Annotated in this window: 14 protein-coding genes; all 14 read right to left on the minus strand. The window is 45.7% G+C overall.

Features of this window, described 5'->3' with window-relative positions; translation table 11 throughout:
• Positions 1–1,310, minus strand: a 1,310-nt coding sequence (gene sctE, locus J5224_RS19490) for a type III secretion system translocon subunit SctE (protein WP_264626925.1), incomplete at its 3' end; no start/stop codon positions are given.
• A gap of 19 nt (positions 1,311–1,329) precedes the next feature.
• A complete protein-coding gene (gene sicA / locus J5224_RS19495) occupies positions 1,330–1,848 on the minus strand; it encodes a type III secretion system translocator chaperone SicA (protein WP_264626926.1) in 519 nt (172 codons plus the stop codon).
• Between the two features lie 100 nt (positions 1,849–1,948).
• Positions 1,949–3,004 (minus strand): EscU/YscU/HrcU family type III secretion system export apparatus switch protein, encoded by a 1,056-nt coding sequence (locus J5224_RS19500; RefSeq protein ID WP_264626927.1) that lies wholly within the window; start codon positions 3,002–3,004, stop codon positions 1,949–1,951.
• 47 nt (positions 3,005–3,051) lie between these two features.
• Positions 3,052–3,810, minus strand: a complete 759-nt coding sequence (gene sctT, locus J5224_RS19505; RefSeq protein ID WP_264626928.1) for a type III secretion system export apparatus subunit SctT — start codon at positions 3,808–3,810, stop codon at positions 3,052–3,054.
• An 8-nt stretch (positions 3,811–3,818) separates the two neighbouring features.
• Positions 3,819–4,073 carry an EscS/YscS/HrcS family type III secretion system export apparatus protein gene (locus J5224_RS19510; RefSeq protein WP_264626929.1) on the minus strand — a complete coding sequence of 85 codons (255 nt, stop codon included), beginning with the start codon at positions 4,071–4,073 and terminating at the stop codon, positions 3,819–3,821.
• Positions 4,074–4,088: 15 nt separating this feature from the next.
• A complete protein-coding gene (locus tag J5224_RS19515; protein ID WP_264626930.1) occupies positions 4,089–4,754 on the minus strand; it encodes an EscR/YscR/HrcR family type III secretion system export apparatus protein in 666 nt (221 codons plus the stop codon).
• Entirely contained in the window at positions 4,738–5,685 is a 948-nt protein-coding gene (locus tag J5224_RS19520; protein WP_264626931.1) for a FliM/FliN family flagellar motor switch protein, read from the minus strand. Before J5224_RS19520 ends, J5224_RS19515 begins: the two co-directional genes overlap by 17 nt.
• The gene (locus tag J5224_RS19525) at positions 5,682–6,647 is read right to left on the minus strand and encodes a hypothetical protein (RefSeq protein ID WP_264626932.1); all 966 of its coding nucleotides are present in this window, start codon (positions 6,645–6,647) and stop codon (positions 5,682–5,684) included. The genes J5224_RS19520 and J5224_RS19525 overlap by 4 nt, the downstream gene beginning before the upstream one ends.
• Positions 6,626–7,081 carry a hypothetical protein gene (locus tag J5224_RS19530; RefSeq protein ID WP_264626933.1) on the minus strand — a complete coding sequence of 152 codons (456 nt, stop codon included), beginning with the start codon at positions 7,079–7,081 and terminating at the stop codon, positions 6,626–6,628. Before J5224_RS19530 ends, J5224_RS19525 begins: the two co-directional genes overlap by 22 nt.
• Positions 7,071–8,363: a type III secretion system ATPase SctN gene (sctN, locus tag J5224_RS19535; RefSeq protein WP_264626934.1), complete on the minus strand. Its 1,293-nt coding sequence runs from the start codon at positions 8,361–8,363 to the stop codon at positions 7,071–7,073. Before sctN ends, J5224_RS19530 begins: the two co-directional genes overlap by 11 nt.
• On the minus strand, positions 8,363–8,764 hold the full coding sequence (gene spaK, locus J5224_RS19540) for an SPI-1 type III secretion system chaperone SpaK (RefSeq protein WP_264626935.1): 402 nt from the start codon (positions 8,762–8,764) through the stop codon (positions 8,363–8,365). The genes sctN and spaK overlap by 1 nt, the downstream gene beginning before the upstream one ends.
• Positions 8,765–8,780: 16 nt before the next feature.
• A complete protein-coding gene (locus J5224_RS19545) occupies positions 8,781–10,829 on the minus strand; it encodes an EscV/YscV/HrcV family type III secretion system export apparatus protein (protein ID WP_264626936.1) in 2,049 nt (682 codons plus the stop codon).
• 36 nt (positions 10,830–10,865) lie between these two features.
• Positions 10,866–11,996 (minus strand): type III secretion system gatekeeper subunit SctW, encoded by a 1,131-nt coding sequence (sctW, locus tag J5224_RS19550; RefSeq protein ID WP_264626937.1) that lies wholly within the window; start codon positions 11,994–11,996, stop codon positions 10,866–10,868.
• The gene (gene sctC, locus J5224_RS19555; protein ID WP_413544701.1) at positions 11,987–13,669 is read right to left on the minus strand and encodes a type III secretion system outer membrane ring subunit SctC; all 1,683 of its coding nucleotides are present in this window, start codon (positions 13,667–13,669) and stop codon (positions 11,987–11,989) included. The genes sctW and sctC overlap by 10 nt, the downstream gene beginning before the upstream one ends.
• Between the last annotated feature and the right edge of the window lie 3 nt (positions 13,670–13,672).

A 13,672-nucleotide genomic window follows, 5' to 3' on the forward strand; every position in this document is an offset into this window, starting at 1 on the left:
ATGGTATCCATCATGTTGGCCCCCGTTGCTTTATCGATGGCATGTAGCAACAACCCGAGTGGTGTTTTATCAAAAATCTGCGTGATAATATCGCCAAGAATATTCATGAGAGGCATAAAAACATGCTCCATGAGGGGATTCATTACCATTTCCGTTAATGATTTACCGGTAATAGCAGCGACAATGGGGTCAGCGACCATCAAGGCGATACCAACAGCCATTAACGCCACACCACCACCACCAAATACGGTAGTAATTGCCCCTAACGCAATTGCCAAGCCGCCTAAAATTTTACCAATACAGCTGGCCATTTTTTGCGCTTCTTCCGCTTTTCGAACCTGTTCTTCGTATTCATCAGATTTGCGCTGCATTTCCGCCTGGCGCGCTTTGGTTTGAATACGGTTCAGTTCAAGGTCGTTTTTAAGCTTTTCCGCAGATGCTTCCTCCATTTGCATAATAAACTCGGTGATTAGCATGATCATAACGGCCGTTTTCGTCAGCGCTTTTTCCGATTGCACCACTGCATTGTTGGATGCGATGCTACCTTTTGATGTCAAGTCCACATCGTTGTACTTTGTATTCATTTCTGCCGTACTGGCATTAATGTTATTCAGCACACTCTGCATCACAGCAAGCTTTTGCTCCGCAATCGCGCGCGCAGAGGACAACGTTGATTGAGCAAGGCCTAACGCTTTTTGCGCATCAGCAATCTCCTTTTTCGCTTGCGCTACGTCAGGGTCATCTGCCAGTGATGGATCATCAGGGTCTGTAACCCCTAATTTTTCTAACAATTCATCCAGTGACTTCTGCGCCTCATCAAGCTTACCTTGCGCTTGAGCCACATTATCTGCTGCTCCCTCCACGCCCTTTTGTGCCTCGTTAAACTCAGCCTCAAGGCCATCGTAAGATTGGTGCAACGCATCCAGATGTGCTGACAGCTCACGTGCTTTATCCATGCGCGCTTCTGACTGGGTCAAAAACACGGCCAAGGCATTGGCACGCTGTGTTGCGTCCATCCCATTGGTTATCTCCTGATACTGCGCCATTAAAAGCAACATTTGCGCTTTGCTGGTTAACGGTGTCGATTGGCGGATTGCAGGTAACTCAACGGTATCCGCCGTTAACGTTGCTGTTTGTACCGAGACATCATCGGCAATGATTTCCCTGGCACGTTGTTGGGCCAATTGATCAATAGCCTTTCCCTTTACCTGAGAAATATGCGTTTTTGTTGAAATTGCTTCGCTTACTTTTCCAGTATTGGATGACAAATTCGCAAGATTTATCGCTTTACCTGTTTTGGAGACATCCATTTATTTAAGGCCTATGAAATTAAACGGTTTCCTCAGAGGGCTTAGCGTTATTTAACGCTTCACTCTCTCCCATATTTTGACGAATAGTACTCATATACGCTTTAGCTTTGGCAACCAAAGATGCGTCCTCACACCGTGAGCAAATAATATCAAAACACTGTAATGCCTTAACAACATTCCCCATAAGCAGTTGGCACTGTCCAGAATAAAAGACAGGATTGAAATCATTCTCAGCCATGACATAGGCCAGTGAATAAAAATCACACGCTTTGCTGTAATTTTTCTTTACCTGATTAACGGCACCCAAACCAATAAAATAGTCTGGATTTTTAAGATCGTAGAGACAAAGAAAATGGAACAAATTTTCCGCTTCATCTAACTGGCCATTTTTGTATGCCTGATAAGCATATGCATAGACATTTTCCATCATGTCATCAGTAATGCCATGGATCTCTTTTAATGTCGCCCCATGTTCCAATGTTGCGGTCATTAATAATGTTGCTTCCTGCTCGGTGATAGCGCCCGTGTTTTGTTCCATTTTCACTCTCCTCAGTAGGGTCACCGCTTACTGCTGATGACCGTTATTAAACCATGCGTTTATTTGATATTCACATAAAGAACGCTCATTCACCGTGCGTTCACGGGGGCGAGACATTCTCATTTTTCCAAGCATTTTCAACTTGTTGCAACCAGACAAGGATACCAATGACATTATCCAGTTCCTCAATGCTGACAAAAGAGTATCGCTGATGGGTTTTAAATATTCGTCGTGCCAACTTAATATCTTCAACAACAGGAACGCCCACCTTCTCAGCATAAGCCCTGACGGCAAGTGCTCTCTGATTTCTCTCGAGTACAGAGATAAATGGTATCCCCACCACCTCCATATTGAGATAGATCCCAACCGCAATATGCGTTGGGTTAGCAATAATTACGGCTGATTTTTCAATGTCAGTTTTTATTTGTTCCGACAATAGCTCAGCATGCAGTTCTTTACGCTTAGATTTTACTTCTGGATCGCCGTCTTGCTCTTTGAATTCTCGTTTAACCTCCTGCTTATCCATTTTGAGATCTCTTATATGAAGGAAATACTCAGCAAACGCATCTACTACAACAACCAATAGCGCGCAGAATAAGCATAAATAGATTAATGCGCCAAAAAGCTTTCCCCATACCAAGAATATTTGTACGGGCTCAGCATTGAGCTGAGAAAAAACCATATGTTTGTGTTTATTCCAAAATACCATAGCAGCAACGATAAAACTCGTCAGGAACAGTAAGGTTTTAACGACATCTTTTATTGTACGTAAACTAAATAACTTCTTGAAACCGTTAACCGGGTTTAAGGCATTAAAATTCAGTTTCAGCGCTTTACTGGCAAGCAAAAAACCGGTTTGCAATAATGTTGGAAACACCGAGGCAGCAATACAAAGCAACAGGAAGGGTAAAAATAACTTTAGCCCTGTCCAAAACATCGCCTCAGCATAACCAAGCGCATCGTGAGTAAAACCATTTTCGATGACAAGTCGCCACATGGACATCAACTCAAAGACGCCAGAAAAATTAATCAGGTACTGCACGCCCAGCAATATCAGACACGCAATGACTAAATCCTTACTCTTAAACGACTGACCTTTTTTCGCCGCGTCTTTTTTCTTTTTGTCAGTCGGTTTTTCCGTTTTACTTCCAGACATAAATTCCCTTTATACTTCAGGTTCACGCTGACGCGATAACCACCACATCACCAGCCAAGCAGATCGATAGGGTAAAGGCGCAAATCCATAATGCGGTCGGGCAATATGGGGGTGAAATAGAGCAGTAACAGCAAGAATCCAATAAGACTCTTAACCGTCAATGCCAGCGAAAAGGCATTCAACTGTGGGGCAAACCGTGCCAGCAATCCTAAAAAAAGCTCAGACAACAAAAAAATAATAATCAACGGGCTCGCAAGAATAACGCCATTCTTCACCACCAACGTAAGGAACCCGAAAACGGTACGATATGTCGGCATATCCAATTGATAGGGTTGCCATAATTGATAACTTTTCTCGAAAACCTCCAGCATTAACAGCAGCCCGCCGCTTTGCAGCACAATCACGGCGGCAAAGAGGTTAAAAAAGTTAGCCAGTTCTGAAGTATCCACGCCTGAAAGTGGGTCAATGCTACTACTCAGGGTTGCACCACGTTGATTGTCGATAAAACTGCCCATCGCGTGCATAACCCAACACGGTAAACACAGAAAGCCAGCGATGAGCAGACCAACAGCTAACTCCTTACCGATCAAAATTAAAAACCAGATGTTATCGTACCCGGCCATCGCTTCTCCCGTATGCGGCCACAACACACTGCCCGTGAGCAAGGCAACGGGTAATCTGATAGCGCCAGTCAACGTATTATTGTTGAAAAAGGGCAGCAATATAAATGCAGGCATCAGGCGAGCAGAGACCATAGCCATTTCATAAAGCCAGGAGTGAAGATCGAAAAACATTCCAGTAAACATAGTACTTATCACGCAAGTGCGATTCTTATGACTTCACGAGCATAATTCAGCATAATATCGCCATACCACCCGGAAATAAGAAATAGACACAACGCTACGCTTAATAACTTGACACCGAAAGGCAATGTCTGTTCTTGAAGCTGAGTTACGGTCTGGAATAAACCCACCAAAAGCCCCACTATTGTGGCAACGGCAATGGGTAATGCCGACATTGTCAAAATCAGGTAAAGTGCTTTATTACCTGCGAACGCTATTTCATCCATGATGGTTCTCCACGGCTATAACGCCAGTTCCAAGTATTGTGTTACCAACCCTTTGGATAGTAGCGTCCATCCATCTAACACAACAAAGAGTACCAATTTAATGGGTACTGAAATGGTTACGGGACTCATCATCATCATACCGAGCGCCAGCAAAATGCTGGATACCAGTAAATCAATAACAACGAATGGCAGATAAAGATAGAAACCTATCTTGAACGCACTCTTTATCTCGCTTAACGCATAAGCAGGTAATAATGCCAGAATAGAAGTACGCTCTTCTTCCTGCACATCATTGTCAGGGTTATCTCCGCGTTGCAGGTGAGCCCGCTCAAAAAAATGGGCTAATTCTGGATCAGAATATTTCTCAAGATAATCCCGATAACTATCCAGTCCATTCTCAACAAAATGTATTACTGATTGACTGTCTCTCGTATCGACATTGGCTTGCTGAAATTGCTCATAGCCATTTTTCACCACAGGTAACATGACAAAAAAAGATAAAATCAACGCTACGCCGTTCAATGTCATATTTGAAGGAACTTGCTGAAGTCCCAATGCATTGCGTACCATCACAAATACAATGGAAAACTTTATATAACAGGTTCCGCATGCGATTAAAAAAGGAAGAAGCGTTGAAAATGCCAGTATCGCAATCAGAGAAATATCATTGCCGTGAGACATTACCAGCCTCTTGATAAATATCTTTTATCTCAATACCCAAACGATCCTCAATCCACACCAACTCACCTTTGGCAACCGGCACACCATTAGCAATAATCGATATATTCTGTTCTGCATCAGGATGACAGGGAATAACCTGGCCTTGATAAAAGGATTCTAATTCAGCAACGGTGAGGGTACTTTGTTGCAATACCACATTGAGCTTTACGTTAATCTCATCACGCGATCGTACTGGCGTAGCAGCCACCTCGTTGATGTGCTCTGACACAGATAATTCATTTTCACGTTCTGACATTGCAGCCACGTCCGTTTCATCAAACATAAATCCCTCCTCAATTTTGATAAAGCGCCCCAAAACCTGGTTTGATGAGGCAACCGTGCATTCTTCATGATTAACCAATATCACATCACCACGCTGAACGCGTTTCAGCAAAGCCGTAGAGATATGGCTGTAGCCAATTTGAAACTGGATGGGTAAAGGCAGATCGTCCGCCTTAAAATGGCGGATACTCTCATCCAACATGGCGTGAGAAGGAAAGGTATGCAGCCATACACGCCCTTGCGACGCCATGCAGGCGTAAGCCTGCGGCAGAACAGACGATGCCTCCACCCGACCTTTGCTTTCCAAACGTTGGTATGCCAGGTCTTGCGGCAACCCATCAATCGGCTGTACGCAATTAATGAACAAGGTCTCCAACTGAGCTGGCGACCACGATGCACTCGACAGTGCTGCACTTTGAGGCACTCGGTGGCAAAACCATCTCTCCAGATCGATAATGCCCTCCCACCCCGTATCGGCAATAAAATGCAGCAGGTGATTGCCGGGCACCAGGCGCTGACAAACGTCAAAGCCTTGGTTTTGCCACGATGTCACTCTGCGACGCTCGGATAGTTCGCGCTTTGAATAGCCGCGTAGGTGTTGACCAATCACGCATTTTCCTCATCGGCAAAGGTGTTGTGCTCTTTCTTTGGCTGATCATCCTCTTCAGAAAACACCCATTCAGGATCGCTTTGTCCCTGGCCTTCGTAATCGGCTAAGCGCTGGTGAACTAACGGATCAGAAACGTGCAGCACATGAGGTGCCTTAGCGTGTCCACCTACCAACACATTAACCTTATGACCATCTCCCCAATCCGAAAAACGGTACAATAATTGGCTCTCTGACGCCGCCTCATTAGACGCCGCGTTGCCAATGTTTCTCAGTATTGCCTCAGAGGGAAGCGGCTGTCTGTTCGCCCCTGCGAACGCATTCTCAGCACCGCGTGCCGCACTATCACCGGTGAAAGCGCGATGTTGTACGTCGCTAAGTAGAGGAAGCGCAGAGGAGGTGAGTTCTCTTTCAGCCTTGGGACTAAGCGCTTCTGAAGACGTGCTCGTAGAGGGCAAAATGGTCGTATCCGCTACCTGACTCACTATCGCTTGAGAAAGTGGTGCATCGCGACGCTCCTGAAGTGCAATGTCAGCAGACTGCCCCTGCAATCCACCGACTGCCGCTACCTTTTCCCCCACACTGGATGAAAAAACGGATAGATCATGGTGTACGGCTGTTTTATTCGTTGGTGCACCCTTACCGAACGCTACCTCAGTTGCGTTGAGATTTACCGTCTTACCCACTTCGGTGCGCGTTTCTGACTGCGTGGACAGATTGACTTTTCCTCGCACGCTTTCCGTCCATTTACCCAGACTGGCATGCAATTCCGGCAGTGTTGCGTATAGCGAGGCGTGAGAAAGCGCACCAGGAGGTAAGGCACCTTCCTCGGGTCCTTTCTTTATCTGTTTTGCTTTTTGCTTTATGGCATTTAAAACAATGTGCTCCAAACTTTGCGTCGCATTTTCTTGCATGTCGGGACCACTGCCAGAAAAAATGGCTTTCACTCCATGTAACGTCGCCATGATATTCTTTCCTCTATCTCGTTATCTTCAATTTTGGCATCTCTGATACGCTTATTTTTTCGAACCTGGTGTTGTAGCGATTCATACTTCTTTATCTTTCTATCAAGCAGTTTCCTTTTCTCGAATATCGCCAGATGTTCTTGTTCACACTTTTCCTGTTCAAGAATTTTTTGAGATTTTTGAACTTTGATGTCCGCCAATTTCTTCTTGAGTGTCCCCTGCCGACGTTGTATCGCAAATATTTTCTCTTTGTTGGTTTCTCCTCCGGGGTACAAGCTTCGGCTAAGCATTTCGATGGCTGAAATCTCTTTTTCGAAGCTGTCTATCTGGGTGATTAATGTGTTGTTCTCACTTTTTTTTCTATTAAACAGCACATCATTACGCTGAATTTTTAAGGCAACATGCCCAACCAACGTTTTCATCTCACGAAGCATGACGTTTCATCTCATCGGTTATCGTATTGAAATCAGCGTGTTCATCGACACGCTGTTTTAACCAGGCAAACAAACGATCGCGTTTGTCCATCGCACGATCGTTCTCTTCATTCTCGCCCGGTTGATATTCCCCTAAATCCACAAAGAGTTGCAGTTCATCGATTTTGGCTAAAATACGGCGCAGTTCGCCCGCGTAGTAAAGATGTTCACTGCCACAAACCTGACTCGCAACACGACTCACACTGTTCAACACATCAATCGCCGGGTAGTGATTTTTGGCCGCCAATTTACGGCTCAGGTAGATATGCCCATCAAGGATTGAGCGAATTTCTTCCGCAATCGGATCGGGCTCATCATCACTTTCCAAAAGAATGGTGTAATAGGCCGTGATACTTCCGGTTTGGGTGACCCCCGGGCGTTCCAACAACTTGGGCAAGGCCTCAAATACCGAGGCAGGATAGCCGCGTCGGGCCGGTGATTCTCCCATTGCCAGCGCCACATCACGTAGAGCTCTGGCATAACGCGTAATAGAATCCAGGAAGAGCACGACATTCATGCCTGCATCACGAAAATATTCCGCAACAGTGGTTGCAACCTGCGCAGCATTGCACCGATTCAACGATGAATAATCTGAGGTCGCGTAAACCAAAATGCACTGACGCTGACGATCGGACTGGCGCAATGCTTCAATGAACTCCGTCACTTCACGCCCACGCTCACCGACAAGCGCAATCACGAAAACATCGGCCTGTGATTGCTCGATAAGCATGTGCATTAAGGTCGTTTTCCCGCACCCCGCCGATGCGAAAATGCCCATGCGCTGACCCACACCACAGGTAATCAGCCCATCAATAGCCCTGATTCCGGTCAAAAACGGCTGCTGGATGCCCACACGATCCTGGTACAGTGGCGGCGGCGCATCAATGGGTCGGCGTTGCCAGGCAAACCCTCGTTCCTCTCCCGCCAATCGTTCCACCACTTCACCAAACGGGTTCAGCACACACCCCAGCAGGTCGTGACTCAGTACTACCGACAGCCCTGCCCCTGTGGGACAAATTACCACCTCTCGCGACAAGCCTTGCGCATTACCGATCAAACTCAGCAGTGTCGTATCGCCATGAAACCCCAATACCTGAGCGCGAGCCAGGATCTCTGGCTGGCTCCAGCCTTGGCGAACTTCGCAGACTTCCCCGACAGTCACGCCGGGCAATCGCGCTTCAATGATGGAGCCAGACAGGCGCAAAGGATGTGCTTGTTGACGTAAGAGCTGTCGGTTCGCCATTAGCGAATCACTCCCAAAAAAGCTTCTTGCAATTGGAAAAATTCATCCATTGCATCCGCAAAGCGAGCACCATCAGTCAGATAATCAGGATGTACCAATCCTTTTAATTCGATGGTGTCATTATTAATGGCAATCTGTAATTGCCCAGTCATCGAAAAATGGCACCCTTCCATCATTTTTTCCTGGATTTGGGCTGATTTATGCTGCAATAAGCCAGGTGTGTTTTCGTAGAGCTGTGACCAGATCCATATCTGCCCATCAACATTGCTAATTAACAAGCTGGGATAATTTTCAAAATCTAGCGCAATGGTTGAATGGCCATCAAAATCACTCAGAATGGATTCATCCACCCCACTGTGCAGTAGCGCATCACGAACCAATTTTACAATATCAATATACATTTCAGCTCTTCCTTAATTAAATGGTTTTCACCACATTGATTGATACCGTATCGGTTATTTCACCGAACGATATAACTTCAAGATCTTTAAAGCGTGACTCAATAAAACGCTTTAAGAAACGGCGTATATCCACTGAGGAGAGCACAACTAAATCTTTACAAGACATCGCGACACTCTCCATGGCCAGTGCAAACCGATCAATCAACTCATCTGCCACAGAAGGTTCAATATGAAGGAACACACCCGTTGAGGTATTTCTAATACTCTGACGAATTTGGTCTTCAAATTCCGCAGATAACATAATCACACGAAGAGAATTCCCCACAGAGAATTTATGGCAAATATAACGTGAAAGTGCGCCACGAACATGCTCCACCAGAGATATCACCTCTTTTTCACGCGGCGCCCATTGGGCAAGGGCCTCCATAATTAACCGCATATTACGCACCGAAATACGCTCACTCAAAAGGCGCTGTAATACCTCAGAAATTCGCTGAATAGTGGCATGGCGCATCACTTCCTTCATCAGATCGGGGTATTTATCTTCCATTTTATCGAGAATATGCTTTGTTTCCTGTACACCGAAATACTCGTTAACATGACGAATCAACACGGCGGCCAAGGTGTAATACATTTCATCAATACCACTACGCAACTGATACCCTAATGCCGCAACAGATTCTCGCTGTTCTTCATCAATCCATTGCATGTTCTCAATGGTAGATACCGGTATTCCAAGGTGTAACAGCTCATCAGAACCGTTAATAACGCGGTATTGATTAAATTTTATTTGAAAACGCTCTGCGCTGATTTCATTGATTAACACAGAGACGGTTTCAGGCTCTATGTGCTCGGACGCTCTCACCGTGATTTCCGGCAGGTTTATCCCATAGTCAATAAAGAACTGGCTGCGAAAGCGTTCAGTAATATTCGCCTTTCCCAGCATTGGTTCATCGCTTTTGTTAACGACAAGAATCAAGGGCACCGTTTCTGCTGAGACATTATTCAGATTGTTAATGATACCCAGTGAGCTTTCCGCCTCGGCTAACACATCTCTTTCATAAGGTTGCTGTGACGTTACCCCCTCAAGATCGGCCTGTGCCTTCTTGTTTTTCCAACGTTGATAACCGTAAAGTCCGGCGAGCAGCAATGCCAAGATCATAAAGACAGAAAAAGGGAATCCCGGCAGGCTGCCGATGCCCAAGGCAATAATCGCCGCAATAACCAGTACCGAAGGGTTGGTGAACAGCTGATCAACAATGGTGCGCCCCATGTTATCGCCGTCACCATTGACACGGGTCACAATGAAACCCGCGCCAATGGCGATCAACAGTGCCGGGATTTGAGCAACCAGACCATCGCCTATCGTCAACATCGTATAGGTAGAGAGCGCGGTTGACATATCCATGCCATTAATGGATACCCCGACGCTGATTCCACCAATGAAGTTGATGAAGATGACGATGATTCCGGCAATCGCATCGCCCTTGATAAACTTCATCGCACCATCAAAAGAGCCATAGAGTTGGCTTTCACGCTCAACCACACTGCGCCGTGACATGGCATCTTCAGCGTCAATCGAGCCCGCACGCAAATCCGCATCAATGCTCATTTGCTTGCCAGGCATGCCATCCAGAGAAAAACGCGCTGCCACCTCAGCGACACGTTCAGCACCTTTGGTTATCACCATAAACTGCACGATGGTAACTATCGCAAAAATCACAAACCCAACGACCAGGCTTTCCCCAATAACGAATTCACCGAACGTGGAGATGATGTCCCCCGCATCTGCATCGTTTAATATCAGGCGACTGGTACTCACGGATAGCGCTAATCGAAACAGCGTTGTAATCAACAACACGGCGGGAAATGTTGAAAAACTCAAGATTTTATCAATATAAAACGATGCTAAAAAAACCAGAATGGACAATACAATGTTTAACCCAATCAAAAAATCGACCAAATAGGTTGGCAGAGGAATAACCAACATAGAAATGATCACAACAATCAATATAAGAATAAAGAGTTCCGGATGGTTCCTTACCCGATTTAAAAAATCAATCATCCTATTAACCTATTTCATTCAACTTATGTATAGAAATCACTGTGCGGTTTTCCGCTGTTCAATTCGTTCGTGGTATAATGCCGTATTGAGTTTCTCTTCAAAATACATCAATAATTTTATTCTTTCTTCCCCTAAAAAAAACACTTCATGAGGTAATTTTTTGAAATAGTAATAAATCATTTGTAAAACTAGCGCTCGATTTTTATGCTCTGCAAAACGTAAAGGGTGACCTACGGTTTGTGAAAGCAATATATCCACATCATCCGTATTTTCGATCATGCCGAAGAGCAATAGCAGCCAGGTCTCTTCTTTTTCATCAACATCGCGAATAAGAGGGTTATTGAGTAACCCCTGCACAAACAAAATATCACTCGATCGGATGCGCTTAATTTGCATTATTCTTTCCTGAAGAAAGAAAAACTCCGAATGACTACAGCTGGGATCAACCGCGTCAATATCCGCCAACAGCGCATCTTCCATAAACGTGGTCAGGATCCCTCGATTTTCAACGCCATAGGTCGATATCCACGTTTGGTACTGCATCAGGTCCGTATCATCATTGGCTAAAAAGCTTCGATAGCTCTCACGCAGTAATGTGGGAGTCATCTTGAGCGTCGAGCCTAATAACCGGGCCTTTAACGCAACATTAATTCCGGCTTTTAAGCGCTTGGGATCCGCTTCTTTTTCAACCAGGGACAACATTGCTTTGAGACGTTTTCGGCGTATCTCATCCAAATTTCGTCGATACAACAGTTCGCGTAACACCATCACCAGATCGCTCTCATCTGGAAACAATGCGCGCGCCTGTTGTAAAAAACGCATAATAGCCGCCCCTTCTTTCCCATTCAGGGCTTGAATCAGCTTGCTCACTTTCGGCTGAGCATCATCGTCTAATACGCGATCAAAGCTGCTTTCTCCCATTGCGCTTGATTTCTTTTCATATTCCCTGCGCTGGCGAAAACGTCCCGCAACCGCCGACATATCATCCGCAGCGTGATACAACTTCTGCGCTCTGGCTGCGGGAGAAAGATCTTCCGTATCCTGCATTTCATCGCCAGATGAAACGTTATTCTGTTCAGCAGAAACGTTTTTTTCTGCATTCTGCTTCTCTCGTCGAGCCATTTGAAGCTGGAGAGTAGAACTACCGGACCCAACGCTTATCGCCATTTTTGGCTGTCCAAATAATTGGTCATCCAGTTTTGCAATTGATCGTTACCCAGATCTTTTCGTATATCGTTAATCATCGTGTGTGCATCCGGTGATAACGGAGCATCAATCTCTCTTGGCTGAATCAGGAATACCCGAACCATGCTTGATTCTCGGTCGCGAGAGTATTGGAACAGTTTGCCAAGCAGAGGAATGTCACCTAACAACGGTATTTTCCCTTCCACCGTGCTTCTTTCATCATGGGTATACCCGCCAATCAATAAGCTTTTTCCTTTCGGCACACGGGCGATAGTACTGATATTGGTTCTGCCGACTTCTGGCAACGTAGACTCGTTGGTTTTGGTTGTATCAAACTGACTACCATCTTCAACGTTCAACATCATTTCAATTTCCCCATTCGCGGTAAAACGGGGGAGTACACTGACCAAGGTGCCGTAGGTGACGTTTTCTAACTGGGCGGTGCGTTCACCCACCAGGCTGGCATAGAAGGTGCGGCTATTGTCAAAAATGGCCGGAATATTTTCCTGGGTCAGCAGCATGGGGCGGGAAACAATGTTAGCTTTTTTCTTCTCGCTCAACGCCAACGCCGTAACCATAAAGCTGGCACCATCAATAGTGCTCGAGCCGCCGTTAAGTGAAATACCCAGATTCCCCCCTACATTCAGATTTCCGCTCCACTGAACGCCGAGGTTGTCGAAGGCTTCTTTTTGTAAATCAACAATCCAAACGGAAAGTTCAATATGACGCTTGGCGATATCCAAGGTTTTCGCCAGATTACGAATATATTCAACCTGCTCAGGGCTTCCACGCACCAGAAGGCTATTGGTTCCCGGCTCGGCAATAACACTCACTTCACTGGCGTTATGGGCAATATTCGCCGCCGCCATCGCATCTTCATGTGCATAGCTGTCAAGCAAATCCTGCGGCAGGTCGGCGGTATCCAGCTCGGCTTTGACCGGTTTACGCGGCACCACCTGCATGCTTCTCCCTGCTGTCGGCCCGGTACTGATGATTTTATTTATTACCGTCGAAATGCCTGGAATGACGATTTTTTCATCGCGGTATTTAAAGGAACGGTCTTCAACAAAAGTGTTGTGTAGCTGAATCACGGCAATGCTCTCTCGCCCATCGAAGGTATCGTTTTTTTGATCGAGATATTTCGCCGTACTCGTGATCAGATCGACATAGATTGGCGGGCCAGACACATAAAAAGTGGAATTGCGATTATCTGAACGCAGAGGAAAGCGAGGATCGTGCAAACCTGAATTCTTCAAAAAGCTTTCAACCGTGCTGAATGACGTATTACGCAAAACGATAACTGCATTACGCATTTCCGTTGCGTCATAGACATAAACCGCCTGGCCATCACTGTACCAAATCAGTCCAAGCTGTTCGGATACCGATACCAGCACATCCTGTGGGCGGCTCAGATCAAACTCACCGGTGACTTTCTTACGTGCCGCTAGCTTACTTAAAATCACGGGTTTTCTCATAGCTGCAGAGATGGCATCAAAAATGCCATTCACACTCTCCTGCCGGGCCATATATCCGCTTCCCTGGCGAGAAGATTGATTATTTTCATTTACTGTTTCTGCGAATGCCTGTATTGGCATTAGAACAAACAGCAATATGGCTATTGATGCCCGTATTTTTGTCGAAAAATCTGTACTCATATT

It is taken from the genome of Candidatus Symbiopectobacterium sp. NZEC135, from assembly GCF_025962695.1.

Bases quoted from the DNA above. Each gene is read 5' to 3' on its own strand.
- sicA (WP_264626926.1), bottom strand. From the start codon at position 1,848: ATGGAACAAAACACGGGCGCTATCACCGAGCAGGAAGCAACATTATTA.
- J5224_RS19500 (WP_264626927.1), bottom strand. From the start codon at position 3,004: ATGTCTGGAAGTAAAACGGAAAAACCGACTGACAAAAAGAAAAAAGAC.
- sctT (WP_264626928.1), bottom strand. From the start codon at position 3,810: ATGTTTACTGGAATGTTTTTCGATCTTCACTCCTGGCTTTATGAAATG.
- J5224_RS19510 (WP_264626929.1), bottom strand. From the start codon at position 4,073: ATGGATGAAATAGCGTTCGCAGGTAATAAAGCACTTTACCTGATTTTG.
- J5224_RS19515 (WP_264626930.1), bottom strand. From the start codon at position 4,754: ATGTCTCACGGCAATGATATTTCTCTGATTGCGATACTGGCATTTTCA.
- J5224_RS19525 (WP_264626932.1), bottom strand. From the start codon at position 6,647: ATGGCGACGTTACATGGAGTGAAAGCCATTTTTTCTGGCAGTGGTCCC.
- J5224_RS19530 (WP_264626933.1), bottom strand. From the start codon at position 7,081: ATGCTTCGTGAGATGAAAACGTTGGTTGGGCATGTTGCCTTAAAAATT.
- sctN (WP_264626934.1), bottom strand. From the start codon at position 8,363: ATGGCGAACCGACAGCTCTTACGTCAACAAGCACATCCTTTGCGCCTG.
- spaK (WP_264626935.1), bottom strand. From the start codon at position 8,764: ATGTATATTGATATTGTAAAATTGGTTCGTGATGCGCTACTGCACAGT.
- J5224_RS19545 (WP_264626936.1), bottom strand. From the start codon at position 10,829: ATGATTGATTTTTTAAATCGGGTAAGGAACCATCCGGAACTCTTTATT.
- sctW (WP_264626937.1), bottom strand. From the start codon at position 11,996: ATGGCGATAAGCGTTGGGTCCGGTAGTTCTACTCTCCAGCTTCAAATG.
- sctC (WP_413544701.1), bottom strand. From the start codon at position 13,669: ATGAGTACAGATTTTTCGACAAAAATACGGGCATCAATAGCCATATTG.